This is a genomic window from Aquitalea sp. ASV15 (assembly GCF_016429115.1).
Classification (GTDB): Bacteria; Pseudomonadota; Gammaproteobacteria; order Burkholderiales; family Chromobacteriaceae; genus Aquitalea; species Aquitalea magnusonii.
On the sequence record NZ_JAELTZ010000001.1, the window covers coordinates 1 to 17,815 of the forward strand.

General features: G+C 61.8%; 18 protein-coding genes and 1 tRNA gene. 9 read left to right on the forward strand and 10 right to left on the reverse strand.

Annotated features, from left to right (window positions below):
• Window positions 1-88: 88 nt before the first annotated feature.
• On the reverse strand, window positions 89-1,750 hold the full coding sequence (gene mdcA, locus JHD64_RS00005; RefSeq protein ID WP_199051850.1) for a malonate decarboxylase subunit alpha: 1,662 nt from the start codon (window positions 1,748-1,750) through the stop codon (window positions 89-91).
• Between the two features lie 81 nt (window positions 1,751-1,831).
• The gene (locus JHD64_RS00010; RefSeq protein WP_059286396.1) at window positions 1,832-2,779 is read right to left on the reverse strand and encodes a LysR family transcriptional regulator; all 948 of its coding nucleotides are present in this window, start codon (window positions 2,777-2,779) and stop codon (window positions 1,832-1,834) included.
• Window positions 2,780-3,060: 281 nt separating this feature from the next.
• Here JHD64_RS00010 and JHD64_RS00015 point away from each other — a divergent pair, with 281 nt between their 5' ends.
• Window positions 3,061-3,912 carry a crotonase/enoyl-CoA hydratase family protein gene (locus JHD64_RS00015; protein WP_199051851.1) on the forward strand — a complete coding sequence of 284 codons (852 nt, stop codon included), beginning with the start codon at window positions 3,061-3,063 and terminating at the stop codon, window positions 3,910-3,912.
• Between the two features lie 37 nt (window positions 3,913-3,949).
• Here the strand turns inward: JHD64_RS00015 and pdeR are convergent, their stop codons facing one another.
• Entirely contained in the window at window positions 3,950-5,929 is a 1,980-nt protein-coding gene (gene pdeR / locus JHD64_RS00020) for a cyclic di-GMP phosphodiesterase (RefSeq protein ID WP_059286394.1), read from the reverse strand.
• Between the two features lie 705 nt (window positions 5,930-6,634).
• Here pdeR and JHD64_RS00025 point away from each other — a divergent pair.
• The 3 genes from JHD64_RS00025 (at window position 6,635) to JHD64_RS00035 (ending at window position 8,493) form a co-directional block, all read left to right on the forward strand.
• Window positions 6,635-7,210 (forward strand): hypothetical protein, encoded by a 576-nt coding sequence (locus JHD64_RS00025; RefSeq protein WP_059286393.1) that lies wholly within the window; start codon window positions 6,635-6,637, stop codon window positions 7,208-7,210.
• Between the two features lie 75 nt (window positions 7,211-7,285).
• The gene (locus JHD64_RS00030) at window positions 7,286-8,125 is read left to right on the forward strand and encodes an EAL domain-containing protein (protein WP_199051852.1); all 840 of its coding nucleotides are present in this window, start codon (window positions 7,286-7,288) and stop codon (window positions 8,123-8,125) included.
• A 101-nt stretch (window positions 8,126-8,226) separates the two neighbouring features.
• Window positions 8,227-8,493: a hypothetical protein gene (locus JHD64_RS00035; protein WP_059286391.1), complete on the forward strand. Its 267-nt coding sequence runs from the start codon at window positions 8,227-8,229 to the stop codon at window positions 8,491-8,493.
• Window positions 8,494-8,589: 96 nt separating this feature from the next.
• On the opposite strand, the gene JHD64_RS00040 is transcribed toward JHD64_RS00035, so the two are convergent.
• Together JHD64_RS00040 and ilvA are read right to left on the reverse strand one after the other, a co-directional pair.
• Window positions 8,590-9,237 carry an HAD family hydrolase gene (locus JHD64_RS00040; protein ID WP_110312825.1) on the reverse strand — a complete coding sequence of 216 codons (648 nt, stop codon included), beginning with the start codon at window positions 9,235-9,237 and terminating at the stop codon, window positions 8,590-8,592.
• Window positions 9,238-9,293: 56 nt separating this feature from the next.
• Window positions 9,294-10,823, reverse strand: a complete 1,530-nt coding sequence (gene ilvA / locus JHD64_RS00045; RefSeq protein ID WP_199051853.1) for a threonine ammonia-lyase, biosynthetic — start codon at window positions 10,821-10,823, stop codon at window positions 9,294-9,296.
• Window positions 10,824-11,048: 225 nt separating this feature from the next.
• Here ilvA and JHD64_RS00050 point away from each other — a divergent pair, with 225 nt between their 5' ends.
• From JHD64_RS00050 to lipA, 4 genes are all read left to right on the forward strand, one after another.
• Window positions 11,049-12,197, forward strand: coding sequence for a D-alanyl-D-alanine carboxypeptidase family protein (locus JHD64_RS00050; RefSeq protein ID WP_199051967.1), 1,149 nt, complete (start codon window positions 11,049-11,051; stop codon window positions 12,195-12,197).
• 94 nt (window positions 12,198-12,291) lie between these two features.
• Window positions 12,292-12,570 (forward strand): YbeD family protein, encoded by a 279-nt coding sequence (locus JHD64_RS00055; RefSeq protein ID WP_059286389.1) that lies wholly within the window; start codon window positions 12,292-12,294, stop codon window positions 12,568-12,570.
• 20 nt (window positions 12,571-12,590) lie between these two features.
• Window positions 12,591-13,214 (forward strand): lipoyl(octanoyl) transferase LipB, encoded by a 624-nt coding sequence (gene lipB, locus JHD64_RS00060; protein ID WP_059286388.1) that lies wholly within the window; start codon window positions 12,591-12,593, stop codon window positions 13,212-13,214.
• A complete protein-coding gene (gene lipA / locus JHD64_RS00065) occupies window positions 13,211-14,158 on the forward strand; it encodes a lipoyl synthase (RefSeq protein ID WP_199051854.1) in 948 nt (315 codons plus the stop codon). The genes lipB and lipA overlap by 4 nt, the downstream gene beginning before the upstream one ends.
• A gap of 90 nt (window positions 14,159-14,248) precedes the next feature.
• Here lipA and JHD64_RS00070 read toward each other — a convergent pair whose 3' ends face one another.
• Window positions 14,249-14,749: a prolyl-tRNA synthetase associated domain-containing protein gene (locus JHD64_RS00070; RefSeq protein ID WP_199051855.1), complete on the reverse strand. Its 501-nt coding sequence runs from the start codon at window positions 14,747-14,749 to the stop codon at window positions 14,249-14,251.
• 152 nt (window positions 14,750-14,901) lie between these two features.
• On the opposite strand from JHD64_RS00070, the gene JHD64_RS00075 reads away from it, so the two are divergent.
• Window positions 14,902-15,603, forward strand: a complete 702-nt coding sequence (locus JHD64_RS00075) for an ABC transporter substrate-binding protein (RefSeq protein WP_199051856.1) — start codon at window positions 14,902-14,904, stop codon at window positions 15,601-15,603.
• A gap of 17 nt (window positions 15,604-15,620) precedes the next feature.
• Here JHD64_RS00075 and JHD64_RS00080 read toward each other — a convergent pair whose 3' ends face one another.
• The 4 genes from JHD64_RS00080 to JHD64_RS00095 form a co-directional block, all read right to left on the reverse strand.
• Window positions 15,621-16,022, reverse strand: a complete 402-nt coding sequence (locus JHD64_RS00080; RefSeq protein WP_199051857.1) for a hypothetical protein — start codon at window positions 16,020-16,022, stop codon at window positions 15,621-15,623.
• 86 nt (window positions 16,023-16,108) lie between these two features.
• Window positions 16,109-16,194, reverse strand: a tRNA-Tyr gene (locus tag JHD64_RS00085).
• Window positions 16,195-16,268: 74 nt separating this feature from the next.
• Window positions 16,269-16,937, reverse strand: coding sequence for a glutathione S-transferase family protein (locus JHD64_RS00090; protein WP_199051858.1), 669 nt, complete (start codon window positions 16,935-16,937; stop codon window positions 16,269-16,271).
• 78 nt (window positions 16,938-17,015) lie between these two features.
• Window positions 17,016-17,762 carry a sulfite exporter TauE/SafE family protein gene (locus JHD64_RS00095; RefSeq protein ID WP_233170262.1) on the reverse strand — a complete coding sequence of 249 codons (747 nt, stop codon included), beginning with the start codon at window positions 17,760-17,762 and terminating at the stop codon, window positions 17,016-17,018.
• Window positions 17,763-17,815: the final 53 nt, after the last annotated feature.

Here is a 17,815-nt window from a genome sequence, read left to right on the forward strand (position 1 = left end):
CGGGCTTCATCCAGCAGCGACTGGCAGGCCAGTGCCGCCAGCTGGCTGGCCAGTTGCCCGGCCGGATCGGGTGCGAGGGCGCGCCGCATTACCAGCTCCGGAAGCGGGCCGGCGGCTGGTACAGCCCGTCCGACCAGCTCACCAGTTCGGCCATGCTCTTGGCGGCCAGCAGCGAACGGCTGGCCTCGCTGCGGCGGATGCCCAGGTCTTCTGGCAGGGCCACCAGTCCGGCCTGGCGCAGGGCGGCGGTGCTGGCCGGGTCGTGGCGCAGGCCGATGGGGGTGATGCCGGCCACGGCGGCGATCATCTGCCGGCGCTGTTCCAGTGATTCGGCCTTGTACAGATAGGCAATGCCTTCTTCGGTCAGCACATGGCTGACGTCGTCGCCGTAAATCATCACCGGGGCCAGCGGCATGCCGCTGTTGCGCGCCACTTCCACCGCGTCCAGGCTTTCCACGATGGTGGGCTGGCCGTTGCCCTGGAAGGTTTCCACCATTTGCACCACCAGCTTGCGGCCACGGGCCAGCAGGCTGTCGGTCTGGATCAGGTCCAGCCAGGCCGGGCTGGCATGGCGCCGGCCATGCGGGTCGTGGCCCATATTGGGTGCGCCGCCAAAGCCGGACAGCCGGCCATGGGTGACGGTGGAGGAGTGGCCGTCGCCATCCATTTGCAGGGTGGAGCCGATGAACATGTCCACCGCGTACTGTCCGGCCATCTGGCAGAAGGCGCGGTTGGAGCGCAGCGAGCCGTCCCGGCCGGTGAAGAACACATCGGAGCGGGCCGCCACATAGGCTTCCATGCCCAGTTCGCCGCCAAAGCAGTGCACGCTGTCCACCCAGCCGCTTTCGATGGCCGGGATCAGCGTCGGATGCGGGTTCAGCGTCCAGTGGCGGCAGATCTTGCCTTTCAGTCCCAGTTGCTCGCCGTAGGTGGGCAGCAGCAGTTCGATGGCGGCAGTATTGAAGCCCAGGCCGTGGTTGAGCGATTGCACCTGGTGCCGCTCGTAGATGCCGCGAATGGCCATCATGGCCATCAGCACGTGTACCGGCTTGATCAGGCGCGGGTCGCGCGTGAACAGCGGTTCGATAAAGAAGGGGCGGTCGGCCAGTACCACGAAATCCACCCAGTCGGCTGGAATGTCCACGCGGGTGAGTTCGGCCGGGTCGTCGACAATTTCATTGACCTGGGCAATGACGATGCCGTCGCGAAAGGCGGTGGCTTCCACCAGCGCCGGGGTGTCCTCGGTGCTGGGGCCGGTGTAGAGATTGCCGTGGCGGTCGGCCTGATAGGCGGCCACCAGCGCGACATTGGGGGTGAGGTCGACAAACAGCCGCGCATACAGCTCGACATAAGTATGGATGGCACCGATTTCCAGGCAGCCATCCTGTAGCAGCTGGCCGATACGCAGGCTTTGCGGGCCGGAGAAGGAAAAGTCCAGCTTGCGGGCAATGCCGCTTTCGAAAATGTCCAGATGCTCGGGCCGGCCCACACTGGGGATGATCATGTGCAGATCGTGCAGGCGGGCCGGATTGGTGCGGGCCAGGCTGCGCGACAGGAAGTCGGCCTGTTTCTGGTTATTGCCTTCCAGCACCACGCGGTCGCCGGGGGCGATCAGGATTTCCAGCGCAGCCGTCAGCTGGTCGGTGGGCAGGATGCGGCCGCTGGCCAGGTGGCTGGCCAGCTCGATGCGGCGGCGCTTTTCATTACGGCGGCGATTCCAGACCGGGGAGGGGGGTGAGGCTGCCAGCATGGGTGCTCCATATCGCAGATGAGAATGTCTGCAAGGTAGGCGCTGGCAGGCTGGCCATCAATCAAGCTGGCTGTCGAATTGTTAGCCTGAGGCTAATGGTTTGGCGGCAAGGCCACTGGCCGATATCTGCTGTCCCAGCATGCGCGCTTCGGCCAGCAAGGCCAGCAGGTTGGGGTCGCGCTCGCGGCATTCCTGCAGCAACAGGCCGATATGCTGGGTGCAGCGCCACTCCGGGGTCAGCGGGGTGAAGCGGATGCGCCCGGCAAACAGCGAGCTGACCCGGCCGGGCAGCAGGCTGAGGCCCACGCCGGCGGCCACCAGGTTCATCAGCGAGAAAATGTCATCCACCCGCATCACCACATCCGGCTGGTAACCGGCTTGCTCGAACAGGCGCTGGAAGTCGCGGCTGGTGGCGAAACCGTCGCTGAGGGCGACGAATTTTTCATGGCGGCAGGCGGCCAGATCGGCCATGGCGGCTGCCGGTGCCGGGCCGGCCAGCGAGGAGGCAAGAAACAGCTGGTCTTCGAACAGCGGTACCGCCAGCAAGCCCGGCAGGTTGCCATCGGCCGGCAGCGACATCAGCAAGGCGTCCACATCCTGGGCTTGCAGCTTGTCCAGCAACTGGGCGTTGGAGCCCAGCTGCAATTCGATGGCCAGCTCCGGCCGGCGCAGCTTGACCCCCATCACCAGCCGCGGAATCAGTTCCACCGTCAGCGAGTACATGGCGCCGATTTTCAGCTGGGCCGCGCCAAAACCGGCTTTTTCCCGCGCTTTGCGGATGCCGGCTTCCAGGGTCCGTCCGGCGTCCTCGGCTGCCTCGGCCAGTGCCAGCGCCGCGGGCAAGGCAATCAGCCGGCGGCCTTCGTTGCGGAACAGGGGGCAGCGCATGGCGTCTTCCAGCGAATGCAGGGCGCGGTGCACGCTGACGGTACTCATCTGCATGCGTTCGGCAGTGCGTGCCAGGCTGCCACTGGCCACAAAGGCGGCCAGGATCTGCAGTTTGCGCAGGGTGATTTCTTCACTGATCATCGCTTGACCTTGCCACTCAGGGGTGATGAGCGCCAGCTGCCACGGTGGCCGGTCTGGCGTTCAAGCTGGTTTTTGAAAAAAACAGCATAAATATCATGATGGCTGGAAAGCTGGAGGAATAGGCAAAAATCAGCATTTTCAGTTGTTTTCTTTAAATAAATCGAAATGGCTGAAATTTTTCAAAACATATGGAATGAACCGAGGTCACTGTTTATGCTGGCGGCAAAGCTGGAAAATCAAACGTTCCATCGATTTTCCACCACGCTCATGAAGGAGCCGACATGACTGATGCATTCCACAAAGACTGCCAGATTTTTACCGAAGCTGGTCACACATCGCAACTGACCGCCTACTACGAAAGCAGCCGCCGCATTGTCTGGCTGATGATGCATACCCACCCGCGCCCCAGTTTCAACCCGGCCTTGCTGGACGATGTGGAGGCGGTGTTCCGCGCGGTGCGCGACAGCAAGCTGCCGATTGATTTTTTCATTTCCGGCTCAACCGTGCCGCACATGTATAACACCGGCGGTGATCTGAGCCTGTTTTCCCAGGCAATACGCCAGCGCCAGCGCGCTGTGCTGTCCAGCTATGCCACCCGTTGCATTGATATCCTGTGCCATCTGGACGGCGGCTTTGGCCGCAATGTCATCACCCTGGCGCTGGTGGAGGGCAGTGCCCTGGGCGGTGGTTTCGAGGCGGCGCTGGCCCATCATTTCCTGCTGGCGCAGCGGGATGCCAAAATGGGATTTCCCGAGATTTCCTTCAATCTTTTCCCCGGCATGGGGGCTTATTCCTTTGTCGGGCGCAAGGCGGGGCAAAGGGTGGCCGAGCAGCTGATTGCCTCGGGCGAGGCGCCGCGAGCGCCCTGGCACCATGAAGTGGGGCTGGCCGACCAGCTGTTCGAGCCGGGCGAGGGGGTGATGGCTGCCAGAACCTTCATCGACACCCTGCAGCCCAGGCTGAACGGCATCCGTGCCATGCTGCGCGCCCGTCACCGGGTGTTTCCCATCCACCGCGAAGAGTTGATGGACATCACCCAGGACTGGGTGGATACCGCGCTGTCAGTGGAGGACAAGGATATTGCCTATATGGAAAGACTGGTTCAGCTGCAGAACAAGCGCGCTCGCGCCTGAGTAGCGGCAGCTGAGCCAGTGGCATGGCAGGCCCGCTTCAGGGTTTGCCATGCTGCTGCAGCCATTGCTCCAGCTGGTCGGCAGGCATGGGGCGGGCAAAATGATAGCCCTGGGCCAGGTCGACGCCTATCTCACTGATGAAGTCCAGCTGGCTGTCGGTTTCCACCCCCTCGGCCACGATCTGGAAATCGAGCTGCTGCGCCACCGCCACCATGGAGCGCAGCAGTGCCATGGAACGGGCATCAGCCGGAATGGCCCGGATAAAGCTTTGATCCATCTTGATGACTTGCAAGGGCAGCCGTGTCAGCTGCGACAGCGAGGAATAGCCGGTGCCGAAGTCGTCCAGGTGGATGTTGACACCCAGCGCACGCAGCGCGCTCATGATCTCGATGGTACGCCCCTCGTCCGAGGCGATGCAGGATTCGGTCAGCTCGATATCCAGCGGCGAGCGCTTAAAACCGTGCTGCTGCATGGCGGCCATGAAGTCGGACAGCAGCTCGGGGTCGCCCAGCTGGCGGGCCGACAGATTGACCGAAATGCGCAGCGGCTGCGGCAGGCTGCTCCAGCGCCTGGCCTGGGCCATGGCTTCGCGGATCACCCAGCGGCCAATCGGCTTGATCAGGCCGGAATCTTCGGCATAGCGGATGAAGCTCAGCGGCGGCACCATGCCGCGCTCGCTCGATTGCCAGCGGATCAGCGCCTCCACCGAGGTGGCGCGCCGGCTGCGCAGGCAGACCTGCGGCTGGTAGTGCAGGCTGAACTGGCCTTCCTGCAGCGCCTGGCGCAAGCCGCCATCCAGCCACATGCTTTCCTGCAGGTGGTTGTTCATCTCCCGCGAAAAATGCATCACGCCGCCCTTGTTGGCGGCCTTGGCGGCATACATGGCGGTATCGGCGTTGCGCACCAGCTCGCTCAGGCTCTCGCCGTCGGCCGGAAAGCTGGCCACGCCGATGGAGCAGCCGGAATACACCTGGATGTGTTGCAGGGTAAACGGCGTTTCCATCAGCGTGCGGATCTGGCGGCATACGCTGGCGGTTTTTTCCGGGGTGGCATCGTAGAGCAGCAGCAAGAATTCATCGCCGCCAAAACGTGCCAGCACGTCGCCAGGGCCGATCTGCTCGCGCAGCGCCTGGCCGACCCGGGCAATCAGCAGGTCACCGATGGCATGGCCATAGTGGTCGTTGATGTTCTTGAAGTTGTCCAGGTCGAGGAACAGCAGGTCGAAGGGTTTGACCGGCCTGGTGGCAACGGCCAGATTGATGATGCTCTGGATGGCATGGCGATTGGGCAGGCCGGTGGTGCTGTCGGTGCTGGCCTGTTCCTCCAGCCGTGCCTGTGCACGGCGCTGCTCGGTGATGTCGGTGCCGGAGCAGACCAGAAACCACTGGTCCACCGTGGCATTGCGCACCAGCCGGTTGCGCCACCAGATCAGGCGCGGACCGTCCTTGGTCAGGATGTGGCGCTCGGTTTCCCAGCTGTGCATGCTGCGGAAAAAGGTGGTGAGATTGGCGCGGATCTTTTCCGACTCTTCCGCCGAGAAAAACAGTTCCAGCGCGTTCTTGCCCATGACTTCGGCCTCGGTCTTGCCGGACAGCCGTTCGCATTCGCGGTTGAAGCGCTTGATATTGCCCTGGTCGTCCACGATCACGATCAGCGAGCTGACTTCGGAAATGACCTGTTCGGAGAAATTCAGCCCGCGCTCCATCTCGCGTCGCACGGCGGCGGTGTCATTGCACCAGGTGGCCACGCCGCGCCATTCGTCATGGTCGGTGCGGCGGCCAATCAGGATCAGGCCCAGCGGTATGCCTTCCAGCTGGGTTTCGATGGCCACGGTGGCGGTGGAGCCTTCCAGTTTGCGCACGTCTTCGGCCTGGGCATTGCTCAGGGCGATGGCGACGATCATCCGGTCGTCGGCATCGGAAAGATAAAGCGCGTTGGAGTCCGGCGGCAGTCTCCAGCGCGGGCTGTCCGTGCCAAAGCGCTGCGTCAACCAGGAGGAGGGCGTAAGGTCAATCACGTTGTTTCTTTCTGCATATGACGTCGTTTTAAATTAAAGCTATAAAAAGTGACATCAATTAAGCTGTTTTATGCAGTATATCGAGTCGTTGTTATTGCATAAATAAGCTTCTGTTCAAAAATTGCCGCAGTGCCGCGCTGCCCATCACCACCCACCAGCCCGCCGCACAGGCGCATGGTGGTCATGTCTTGGCAGATTACTCCAAATTTGTTTAAAGCTGTTATCAAGATGGTTTGTATGCGGGCAAGGCGGATTGCTGGCAGGGAGGCGTCAGCAGCTGTCTGACAGGACAGGTCGCGGGCATGCCGCCGCTGCGCGGAGGGGGCGGGCTGCTGTGGCAGCGAGTCAGGGCGGCGGGGGAATAAAAATCGCCCACCCGGCAAGGGGTGGGCGCAAGTTCCATAAGGATGGAGGAGGATTAACGCTGCCTAGTATCTGGTGGGCATTTCTTGCGGTCCAGTGCAACTTTCCCCTGGTTTGTGCCATATCAATACCGGCTGGTCGCCAGCGGCTTATCTGTGTGGCGAATAGCGATATCAGCAATGGGCATTTATCAATCCGCTGCTGTCGGGCTAGAGTGATGCCTGCAGTGCGCAAGTGCCTGTTGGCCTGCTATCGCGTGCGGGTGGCCGTTGCTGGCAGGAGCCAGGGCGGCGTTCTCTTTCATCTTTCATCCGGTATTGCCTGCAGATGGTCGGGCTTGTCATGAATGCATTGCTCACCCGTTTTTTACACACTGTCCATGCCGATTACTTCATGGAATTTCCGCTATGGAGCACGGCGGATGGGCAGGTGGTGGGTGAATTCATCAAGGTGCGCCTGTCCAGCCAGTTTGAGCCGGCCTGCGATGGCGCCGGCCAGTCGCTGGGTATGCTGGCGCGGCTGCAGGCTGTTGCGCCGGGTGGCGAGATCATGGCGGACGAGGCGCTGACACGGTTGACCCGCGTCAGTGAAACGCCGGTAGTGCTGGACCGCTTTATCCGCAGCCTGCATTTGCTCAACTACCTGCAAGCCGGCTATGGCGGGCAGGGGCTGATCCTGCCGGTATCCGCCTTGTTGCTGGAGGCGGTCAGCCAGGAGCATGGCCGGGTGTTTCGCCAGATTGTCGACCGGCTGGCCGGGCCGGCGCCGCGCATCGGCTTTCTGTTGCCGGCCACCTATGCGGCACAGCCAGCACGGCTGGCCGCGCTACGCGCCAATTACGCCCGCCATGGTTTTGCCACTTTCCTGCCCACCGGGCAGGGGGCTGCCGTATTGCAGCGGCTGGATGACGGCTGCTAGGCAGGCCCCGCGTTCAGCCCGCAAGCCGGCGGATCTTCCCGTGCCAGGGCTTATCCAGACAGAATGGGATGTGCAATGCAGTTGAATCGTTTGCTTGGCTATTTCCATCAATGGCCACCTGCCGTGGCCAGACAGCGGCCTACACTCAAGTTTTCCGATCACGGCACCTTTGCCCTGTATGGCGGGTTGCGGCTGGACAGTGTGTTCCAGCCCATCATGCAGCGCCAGGGCGGCGGCCTGCGGCCGGTGGCGCATGAAGCCTTGCTGCGGGTAAGCGACAAGACCGGCCAGCCGCTGGCGGTGGAGCATTTTTTTGCCCAGGCCAGTTGCGCCGAAGAGTTTGTCTATCTCGACCGCTTGAGCCGGGTGATCCATGCGCTGAATTTTGCCGCCCAGGCCGAGCCGGGCGAGTTGCTGTTTCTCAATGTGCATGGCCAGCATCTGCTGAGCATTGCCAGTGGCCGGCACGGTTCCACTTTCGAAACCCTGCTGGGCTATTGCGGCTTGCAAGCGCAACAGGTGGTGCTGGAAATCGTCGAATCGGAAATCGCCGATCTGCAACTGCTGGATGCGGCCATCCACAGTTACAAACGCAAAGGGTTTCGCATTGCCATCGACGATTTCGGTGCCGGACATTCCAATTTTGACCGGCTGTGGCAATTGACGCCCGATCTGGTCAAGCTGGATCGCAGCCTGCTGACGCAGTCGGCACTGAATGAGCGGGCGCGCATGGTGTTTCCCAAGCTGATCGACATCATTCACGACCTGGGCGGCCAGGTGGTGTGCGAAGGCATCGAGACCGAGGCCCAGCACCGCATGGCATGGCAGGGCGGGGCTGATCTGCTGCAGGGTTTTTACTACGCCCGACCCGCAGCCAGCCTGCATCACGCCGGGCTGACGCGCTGCGCGGCATGAGTCGCTTCACCCTCATTCGGCGGTTTGGCCCAGACAGGGTATAATGGCCGGCTGCATTCGCGTCATTTCGACATGGCAAGCTTAGGTAACGGGAAGTGAAGATGACTGAAGATCAAATCAAATGTTGCTGGTGCGACAAGGTATCCAGCCGGGCACAGCTGACAGGCCCCGCGGCCAATCTGTGCCCGCACTGCGAAGAACCGGTACTGCCATCGACGTTTGGTGAGCTGGAACTGGGACAGGATTTTGCCTGTAGCCTGGGTGGTTCCTGGAAGAAGATTTCCGACAGCAAGGCTGAAATGCATGATGCGGCACCGTCCGACAAGCCTTGCGAATTCAAGCCGGCAGAAGTGGTTTACCCCTTCTGAACGCACATCCGGCTTGTTGGTACAGCCAGCCTGACATGAAACTGCCGCCAGAGTATTCTGGCGGCAGTTTTTTTATACGGCGCAGTCCAGGTCGCTTTACAAGTGTTGCAGCAATTCCAGCGGATGATTGATGCTGATGTCGGCACCCCATTGCTCCGGCTGGTCCTGTTCCGAGATATAGCCCCAGTTGGCCAGCACGGTTTTCATGCCCACCACGCGGCCGGCCTGGATATCGCGCTCGGCATCGCCCACATACAGGCAATGTGCCGGGTCGATGCCAATCTGGCTGGCTGCATGCAGCATGGGCGCCGGGTCCGGCTTGGGCACGCCGACAGTGTCGCCACTGACGGTGACCGCCGGGCGGCTGCTGAAGGGCAGGGCCGGCACCAGCCGGTCGGTAAAACGCATCGGCTTGTTGGTGATGATGCCCCAGGTGAGACCCTTGGCGGTGATGCCGTCCAGCATGTGGTTGATGCCGTCAAACAGCACGGTTTCGTCGGCAAAGCTGTGCTCGTAGTGATCGAGAAAGCGCAGGCGGTATTCTTCGAAACGCGGATGTTGGCGATCAATGCCAAAACCCAGGCTCACCAGCCCGCGTGCGCCATGGCTGGCCAGTGGCCGGATGGCGGCATAGGGTTGTGGCGGCAGGCCTTCCTCGGCCAGCAAGCGGTTGAGGGCGGCGCCCAGGTCGCGCGCGGTATCGGCCAGGGTGCCGTCGAGGTCAAACAGTACTGCCTTGATCATGTGGGTTGCCTGTACGGGAAGTTCTGCGGCCAGCCGTGCTGGCTGGCCGGCAGAGTTTAGCGGATGGTCTTGCCCAGGAACAGCTTGTAGGCCGGATTATCCGTCTCTTCCACATAGGGATAGGCCAGGCCATCCAGAAAGTGCTGGAACTCGGCATTGTCGCTGGCGGGAACCTGGATGCCAACCAGCACGCGGCCATAATCGGCACCGTGGTTGCGGTAGTGGAACAGGCTGATGTTCCAGTGGGTACGCATGCCCTCCAGGAAGCGCATCAGCGCACCCGGACGTTCCGGGAATTCAAAGCGCAGCACGCGCTCGTCCTTCAGTTGCGGGGCGTGGCCGCCCACCAGGTGGCGGATGTGCAGCTTGGCCAGTTCGTTGTCGGTCAGGTCCAGACCGTCCAGATTATTGGCTTTCAGTTCGGCAATGATGCGTTCCGAATCCTGCTTGCCGCTGATCTGCACCCCGACAAACACATGGGCGGTGCCGGGGTCGGCAAAGCGGTAGTTGAATTCGGTGATGTTGCGGTTACCGATTACCGCACAGAACTGCTTGAAGCTGCCCGGTTTTTCCGGAATGGTGACGGCGATGATGGCTTCGCGGCGCTCGCCCAGTTCGGAGCGTTCCGAAACATGGCGCAGGCGGTCGAAGTTCATGTTGGCGCCGCAGTTGATGGCCACCAGGGTCTGGCCAGTACAGCCTTCGCGCTCGATATAGACCTTGGCGGCCGCCACGGCCAGTGCCCCGGCCGGCTCCACGATGGAGCGGGTGTCTTCGAAGATGTCCTTGATGGCGGCGCACATGGCGTCCGAATCCACCAGCATGATTTCGTCCAGCAGCTCGCGGCAGAGGCGGAAGGTTTCCTCGCCCACCAGCTTCACCGCCACGCCATCGGCAAACAGGCCCACGTCTTTCAGCTCGACACGCTCGCCTTTTTCGATGGACTGCTTCATCGCGTCCGAATCCACCGGCTGCACGCCGATGATCTTGATTTCCGGTTTCAGGCGCTTGATGAAGCTGGCCACGCCAGCTGCCAGACCGCCACCACCAATCGCCACGAACACGGCATCGATATGGCCGGGGTGCTGGCGCAGGATTTCCATGCCGATGGTGCCCTGGCCGGCGATCACGTCCGGGTCGTCAAACGGCGGGATATAGGTTTTGCCGGTTTCGGCCACCAGCTGCATGGCGTGCTGATAGGCGTCGCTGAACGATTCGCCATGCAGGACTACCTTGCCGCCACGGCTGGTCACGCCGTCAATCTTCACCTGCGGGGTGGTGACCGGCATCACGATAATGGCTTCACAGCCGATTTTCTTGGCCGACAGCGCCACGCCCTGGGCGTGGTTGCCGGCGCTGGCGGTAATCACGCCGTTGGCCAGCTGCGCGGGGGTCAGCTTGGCCATCTTGTTGTAAGCGCCGCGCAGCTTGAAGGAGAACACCGGCTGCAGGTCTTCGCGTTTCAGCAGAATGGTGTTGCCGGTGCGGCGGCTGAGATTGTTCGCCGTTTCCAGCGGGGTTTCCACCGCGACGTCATAGACGCGCGAAGTGAGGATGCGCTCCAGATAGTCTTGCTTGTCTTGCATGGTGATGCCGATGTCCTTGTCGTTCTTTCTTATTGAACTGTCAGAGTAGCAGGAACTCCAAGCCGGCGGGAAGCCGTGTCGCCATTTTCATGCTGCATTGCCGCAACCACATTGGCGACAGGCCATGCACTGCTGCAAAAACCGGCCATTTACGGTCAACGCAGCAGCGTGGGCGTGTATAATCAACGGCTATTGTTTGTAGCCCTCACCCAGTTGTCGATCTCAATGAAAACCACCATCTCCCGAATTCTGCTTGCTGCCACGCTTGCCTTGCCTGTTGCTGCCTCTGCCACTGCTGCCTTTGTACCGCCGGTGCCGGAAATTGCCGGCAAGGCCTATTATCTGGTCGATTTCAATAGCGGCCAGGTGCTGGCTGCTCAGGGCCCGGACGCACGTGTCGAGCCGGCCTCGCTGACCAAGCTGATGACCGCCTATCTCACTTTCAAGGCAGTCAAGGAAAAGCGCCTGACGCTGGACCAGATGCTGACCGTGTCCAGCCGTGGCTGGAAAACCGACGGTTCGCGCATGTTCCTCGACCCGAAAGTACCGGTGAAGGTGGATGACCTGATCAAGGGCATGATCGTGCAGTCCGGCAACGATGCCTGCGTCACCCTGGCTGAAGCCATTGCCGGCGGCGAAGACGTGTTCGCCCAGCTGATGACCCAGCAGGCGCAGAAACTGGGCATGAAGAACACCCAGTTCCGCAATGCCACCGGCCTGCCGCATGCCGATCACTACACCACGGTGCATGATCTGGCCATCCTGTCCGCCGCGCTGATTCGTGATTTCCCGGAGTTCTATCCCACGTACTCCATCAAGTCTTTCACCTATAACAACATCACCCAGCCCAACCGTAACCTGCTGCTGTACCGCGACCCCAACGTCGACGGCATGAAAACCGGCTACACCGATACCGCAGGCTACAATATGATCACCTCCAGCCATCGCGACGGCCGGCGGGTGATTTCGGTGGTGGTGGGGACCGCCAGCCCGGAAGCGCGTGCGGTGGAAAGCTCGAAGTTGCTTAACTACGGCTTGCAGTTTTTCGATACGCCCAAACTTTACTCGGCAGCCAAGCCGGTTTCCGATGTTCCGGTGTACAAGGGTGCGGCCAAGTCGGTGCCGGTTGGCTTCAGTCAGGATGTTTACGCCACCGTGGTCAAGGGCCAGGCCGCTCAGTTGAAGGCCGACCTGTCCACCATGCAGCCCTTGATCGCGCCGATCAAGGCCGGCCAGACCGTAGGCAAGCTGGTGGTGAGCCTGGATGGCAAGCCGCTGCTGGAGCGTCCGGTCGTTGCCTTGCAAACCGTGGAAGAGGGTGGCTTCTTCAGCCGCCTGTGGGACAGCATCAAGCTGATGCTGGGCTGGAAGTAATCCGGCTTTTGATTGACCGCCCCGTGTGACGGGGCCGGGCAATGGCCTGCATCGGGTGATGCGGGCCTTTTGCCTTTGCAGAATCGAGTTGAACATGGCTGAAAACAGCACTGAAAAGCAGGAAATCATTGAATTTCCCTGTCGCTTTCCCCTGAAGGTGATGGGCGAGCGTCACGATGAATTTGTCCTCACCATGACCGAAGTGGTGCGGGTGCATGCGCCGGATCTGGCCGAGCACGATGTCACGCTGCGGGAAAGCTCGGGTGGACGTTTCTATGCGCTGACCATTACCGTGAACGCCACCTCGCGCCAGCAGCTGGACAATATCTATCTGTCGCTCACTGGCCACCCCATGGTCAAGATGGTGCTTTAAACCCAACAGGAGCCTCGCGCGTGCAGCGTCTGATCAAGCATTTGGGTCTGGTGGATTACGAACCGACCTGGCGCACCATGCAGTCCTTTACCGATAGCCGTAGCGCCGAAACGCCGGACGAGCTGTGGGTGGTGGAGCACCATCCGGTGTATACCCAGGGCCTGGCCGGCAAGCCGGAGCATTTGCTGCGGCTGACTGATATTCCGGTGGTGAAGACCGATCGCGGTGGCCAGGTTACCTATCATGGCCCCGGCCAGCTGGTGGTGTATCTGCTGATCGATTTCAAGCGCATGCATATTGGCGTGCGCGAACTGGTGCGACGCATCGAGCAGTCGGTCATCGACATGCTGGCCGAACAGGGCATTAGCGCCAATGGCGATGTCAACGCCCCCGGCGTGTATGTGGATGGTGCCAAGATTGCCTCGCTGGGCTTGCGCATCAAGAACGGAGCGGTGTATCACGGCCTGTCACTGAATGTGGACATGGACCTGACCCCGTTCAGCTGGATCAATCCCTGCGGCTATGAAGGCCTGCGGGTGACGCAAATGAAGGATTTGGGGGTGGATAAAACCCTGGCGCAAGTAGCCGAGCTGCTGCTGCCCCAGCTGGAAAAACACCTGACCGTGGTGAAGGAGACAGCATGAAGTTGGACAACGAGGCAGGGGTCAAGCATAAAGGCGCCGCCAAAACCGCACGCATTCCCATCAAGATCGTGCCGCTGGATGAAAAGCTGAAAAAGCCGGAATGGATTCGCGCCAAGCTGCCCACCGGCCAGCGTTTTCACGAAATCAAACAGATTCTGCGTGATCAGAAGCTGCATACCGTGTGCGAAGAAGCCACCTGCCCGAATATCGGCGAGTGCTTCAGCAAGGGTACCGCCACCTTCATGATCATGGGTGACATCTGCACCCGTCGCTGCCCCTTCTGCGACGTGGGGCATGGCCGTCCCAATCCGCTGGACGAAAACGAGCCCAAGCACCTGGCCGAGAGCGTGGCCGCCATGCGCCTGAAGTACGTGGTGGTGACCTCGGTGGACCGTGACGACCTGCGCGACGGCGGTGCCCAGCATTTTGCCGACTGCATCAGTGCAGTGCGTGCGGCTTCGCCGGATACCCAGATCGAAACCCTGGTGCCGGACTTCCGCGGCCGGCTGGATATCGCGGTGGATATTCTCACCACCACGCCGCCGGATGTGATGAACCACAATCTGGAAACCGTGCCGCGCCTGTACAAGCAGGCCCGTCCCGGTGCCGATTACGCGCATTCCTTGCAGTTGCTCAAGGACTACAAGGCCAAGAACCCGCAAGTGCGTACCAAGTCCGGCCTGATGGTGGGTCTGGGCGAGACCGACGAGGAAATCCTCGAAGTGATGCGCGACCTGCGCGCCCACAATGTGGACATGCTGACCATCGGCCAGTATCTGCAGCCGTCCGATGGCCATCTGCCGGTCTTGCGTTACGTCCACCCCGACACCTTCAAGATGTTCGAGGAAAAAGCCTACGAAATGGGCTTTGCCCACGCCGCAGTCGGTGCCATGGTGCGCTCTAGCTATCACGCTGATGTGCAGGCGCACGAGGCAGGCGTCTGATTCTGCAGCACTGAGCGCGGCCAGTGCCGCAAAAGGCTGTAACGGGAAGTGTGGCTCACGCCGCCCGTTGCAGCCTTTTTTACGTGTGCATCAGTCTGATGGCAGTAGTGGCAGGGCCAGCAGGCGTGGCGGATGACCGGTCAGCTGCAAAAAGCGCAGCAGATCGTCCCTGTCCACGGCCAGTGTGCTGCTGTTGTGCAGCGGGTGGCATAGTATGGCCGGCTGTTGCAGCAGTATCGGGTCGATGATCACATCCACCATGCCGGCCTGGTCGTTAATGACGGCCAGCAGGCTGACCGCGCCCGGTGTCAGTCCCAGTGCCTGCTGTAGCCGCGCGGGCGAGGCAAAGCCCAGTCCCTTGATCTGCAGTTGCTCGGCACAGGCTTTGAGGTCGAGCCGCTGCGCGGCCGGCAGGCAGATCAGCAGATAGCGCCCGCTCTTGCCGGCCTTGAGAAACAGGTTCTTGGTTTCCGCACCCGGCAGGTCGGGGATGATGGCGCTGGCTTCGGCGCAGTTGAAGACCGGCGCATGGTCGAAGCGCTGGTAGTGAATGTGCTGTGCCGCCAGAAAGGCATACAGTGCTTGAGGCATGCGGCAGCCTAACATGGCCGCCCCCACTCGAAAAGCCAGTTGCCATGATGGTATTGTTGGGGTTTCGGGTGGCAGTTTGATGATGGCGGCTGTCGTGGCCGACCAGTGGGAGGCGGATGGGGCGAACAAGCAGGTGGTGCGGTGGGCTGCTGATGGTCATGGCGATGCTGCCCTTGCCAGCGCGGGCGGCTGTGGTGGCTTGTGGTGGCGACAATCAGTGGCCGCCTTCGTCCTATCGCCAGCCCGGCAGCGACGCAGTACAGGGCTATTCGCCGGATGTGCTGCGTGCAGCCCTGGCCGACCGGGTTGGGGTGGAGGTCAGATTGATGCCCTTTGCCCGCTGTCTTGCCGCTGCCGAGCAGGGGCGGCAGGTGCAGCTGGTGATGGCGGCCAGCTATTCGCCAGAGCGCGCGCAGCGGTTTTTGTTCACGCGTTCGTATTTGCAACTGCAGCCGGTGCAGCTGACCTTGCAGACCCCGCTGGCTGCTGCGGCCGGGCTGCCCTGGTGTGGCCTGAACGGTTTCAATTATCGTGCTTTTGGTTTGAGTCCGGCGCAGGTAGATGCCGGGTCGGCCAATTATCCCGATCTGCTACGCAAGCTGCAGGCTGGGCATTGTCGTGGCTTTGTCGAGTACCGCGAGGTGTGGCAGGGTTTGCAAAAGCTGGGGGTGGCTGCGGGTGCTGCACCGCTGGCGATGCGGCCGCTGCCTGGTGGCAGCCCGGTACGGGTGCATTTCATGATTTCCCGGCAAATGGCCGGTGCGGAAAGGCTGCGTGAGCAGCTGGATCGGGCGTTGCTCAGGCTGGAGGCCGGCGGTCAGTTGCAGGCCATGCTGGCGCGCCATCTGCATTGATGCTTTGCCGGCAGGGGCTAGTCCTTGCCGCCTTTCAGCTGGCGGTAGTCAGCCAGTACGCCGTCGATCTGCTGCAGTACGGCCAGCAGGGCGGGGCCATCCTGCAGGGCGCTGAAGCTGAGGGTGGCATCCAGCTGCTGCAGGCAGCGGCGGGTGGCGGTGCTGACTTCCACTGCGGCATTGAAGTCGGCCGCGCCCAGTACCTTGCCATTGCGGATCTTGCGATAGTGAATCCCCGCCATCACCGCGTATTTGCCGGCCAGTTCGTTGTCGGCAAAGCGCTCGCCTCGTTGCATGGCAAACAGCTGGTCCATGGCGTGGCGGCAGGCTTCCTCGGCGCGCAGCCATCTTTTTTGCTCGGGCGTGCGTGCCGCTGCCTTGCTGCGCGGTTTGTCGTGCTTGCTGTTTTTGCTGGCCATGGCTGCTTTTCCGGTGGTGTGAGCGCGGCTGGTGCGGACCCATGACAAAAGGCCCGAACACGGTGTCGGGCCTTTTGCATGAAAACTGGTGGAGGGAGAAGGATTCGAACCTTCGAAGGCTGAGCCGCCGGATTTACAGTCCGGACCCGTTGACCGCTGGGGTAACCCCTCCAAAAGAGAGCGGCATGATAGCCAAGGCGGATTTTTTCGTCAAGCCCCCGCCTTGCCGTTTTTGCGCTGCGCTGTTCAGGCAAAGTCGTAGGGGCCGCCCTGGCGCAGCGCGGCCTGATAGGCCGGACGGGCATGGATGGCCGACAGGAAAGCCTGGATATGCGGGTGACGGGCGCTCAGGATGCCGCTGTGGCTGGCGGCTTCCAGCGGAAAGCTCATCTGGATGTCGGCCGCGGAGAAGTCCTTGCCGGCAAACCAGCTGTTTTGCGCCAGCTGCTGTTCGATATGGTCGAAATGCAGCTGCAGCTGCGGATTCAGGTAATTGCTGCGCACCCCCCTGGCAATCAGCCGCGCCAGTGGGCGCAGCAGGGCGGGCATGGGGGGCTGGTCCAGCCGCGAAAACACCAGGTTCATCAGCAGCGGCGGCATGGCCGAGCCTTCGGCATAGTGCAGCCAGTAGCGATAGTCCAGCAGTGCCTTGCTGTCGGCCGCCGGTTTCAGACGGCCGACGCCATATTTTTCCACCAGGTACTCAATGATGGCGCCAGATTCGGCCACCACGATGTCGTCGTCGCTGATCACCGGCGATTTGCCCAGCGGGTGCACGGCCTTCAGGGCGGCCGGGGCCAGCATGCTGCGCGGGTCGCGCTGGTAGTGCTTGATCTGGTAGGGCAGCTGCAATTCTTCCAGCAGCCAGATGATGCGTTGCGAGCGGGAATTGTTGAGGTGGTGCAGGGTAATCATGATGGCGGCCATGCAGAAAGGATGGACGGATGATAGAGATCCGTCCGGCAAAACAAAAGCGCTTTTACGACAAGTTGCTCACCCGTGCCGCGACATCAGCAGCGCGGTGAGCAGCAGCATCAGCGCAAACAGTTGTTTCAGCCGGCTTTCCGGCAGCCGGTGCGCCCATGCCACGCCGTGCGACACCGTGCAGACGCCACCCAGGGCCATGGGCAGGCCGAGCTGCCAGTCGATATGGCCGGCCCGGCCGTAAGTCCACAGCGCCACCACCGCACCTGGCACCACCAGCGCCAGTGCCAGCCCCTGGGCGACGGCCTGCTTTTTGCCAAAGCCCTTGACCAGGATCGGTGCGGCGACGATGCCGGCGCCCACGCTGAACAGGCCGGCAAACAGCCCGCCGATCACGCCTACCAGCGGTAATAGCGCTTCAGGCCAGGCGGGGCGTCCGGCAGCCTGGCGCAAGCGGCTGTCGAGCAGGAAGTAAACCGCCAGCAAGAGCAAGAATCCCGCAAAGCACTGCTTGAGCAGGCCGCTGTCCATGCCGACGGCAAGCCGGGCCGCCGGATAGGTGCTGATCACCGCGCACAGGCCGATCAGTAGTGCGGTATGCAGGGGAAAGGGATTGCGCTGGCGGTAGCGCCAGAAGCCGATCAGCACATTGGGCGTCATCATCACCAGTGCCGTACCCTGCGCCAGAGCCTGGTTCATGCCATACAGCATGACCAGGACCGGTATGGCGAGGATGCCGCCGCCGATGCCCAGCAGGCCGCCGATGCCGCCAAGCAGGCCGCCAAGGGCCAGTGCTTCCAGTATTTGCCCCAGCATCACATGCTCCATCTTTGATTGTCGGTGTCACAGTTTACTAGGTGAATTGGCGG

Coding starts and splice junctions, on each gene's coding strand:
- JHD64_RS00090 (WP_199051858.1), bottom strand. CDS start 16,937: ATGATTACCCTGCACCACCTCAACAATTCCCGCTCGCAACGCATCATC.
- mdcA (WP_199051850.1), bottom strand. CDS start 1,750: ATGCTGGCAGCCTCACCCCCCTCCCCGGTCTGGAATCGCCGCCGTAAT.
- lipA (WP_199051854.1), top strand. CDS start 13,211: ATGAAGTTGGACAACGAGGCAGGGGTCAAGCATAAAGGCGCCGCCAAA.
- JHD64_RS00040 (WP_110312825.1), bottom strand. CDS start 9,237: ATGATCAAGGCAGTACTGTTTGACCTCGACGGCACCCTGGCCGATACC.
- JHD64_RS00095 (WP_233170262.1), bottom strand. CDS start 17,762: ATGCTGGGGCAAATACTGGAAGCACTGGCCCTTGGCGGCCTGCTTGGC.
- JHD64_RS00025 (WP_059286393.1), top strand. CDS start 6,635: ATGAATGCATTGCTCACCCGTTTTTTACACACTGTCCATGCCGATTAC.
- JHD64_RS00050 (WP_199051967.1), top strand. CDS start 11,049: ATGAAAACCACCATCTCCCGAATTCTGCTTGCTGCCACGCTTGCCTTG.
- ilvA (WP_199051853.1), bottom strand. CDS start 10,823: ATGCAAGACAAGCAAGACTATCTGGAGCGCATCCTCACTTCGCGCGTC.
- JHD64_RS00010 (WP_059286396.1), bottom strand. CDS start 2,779: ATGATCAGTGAAGAAATCACCCTGCGCAAACTGCAGATCCTGGCCGCC.
- JHD64_RS00030 (WP_199051852.1), top strand. CDS start 7,286: ATGCAGTTGAATCGTTTGCTTGGCTATTTCCATCAATGGCCACCTGCC.
- JHD64_RS00055 (WP_059286389.1), top strand. CDS start 12,292: ATGGCTGAAAACAGCACTGAAAAGCAGGAAATCATTGAATTTCCCTGT.
- JHD64_RS00075 (WP_199051856.1), top strand. CDS start 14,902: ATGGTCATGGCGATGCTGCCCTTGCCAGCGCGGGCGGCTGTGGTGGCT.
- JHD64_RS00070 (WP_199051855.1), bottom strand. CDS start 14,749: ATGCCTCAAGCACTGTATGCCTTTCTGGCGGCACAGCACATTCACTAC.
- JHD64_RS00035 (WP_059286391.1), top strand. CDS start 8,227: ATGACTGAAGATCAAATCAAATGTTGCTGGTGCGACAAGGTATCCAGC.
- JHD64_RS00080 (WP_199051857.1), bottom strand. CDS start 16,022: ATGGCCAGCAAAAACAGCAAGCACGACAAACCGCGCAGCAAGGCAGCG.
- JHD64_RS00015 (WP_199051851.1), top strand. CDS start 3,061: ATGACTGATGCATTCCACAAAGACTGCCAGATTTTTACCGAAGCTGGT.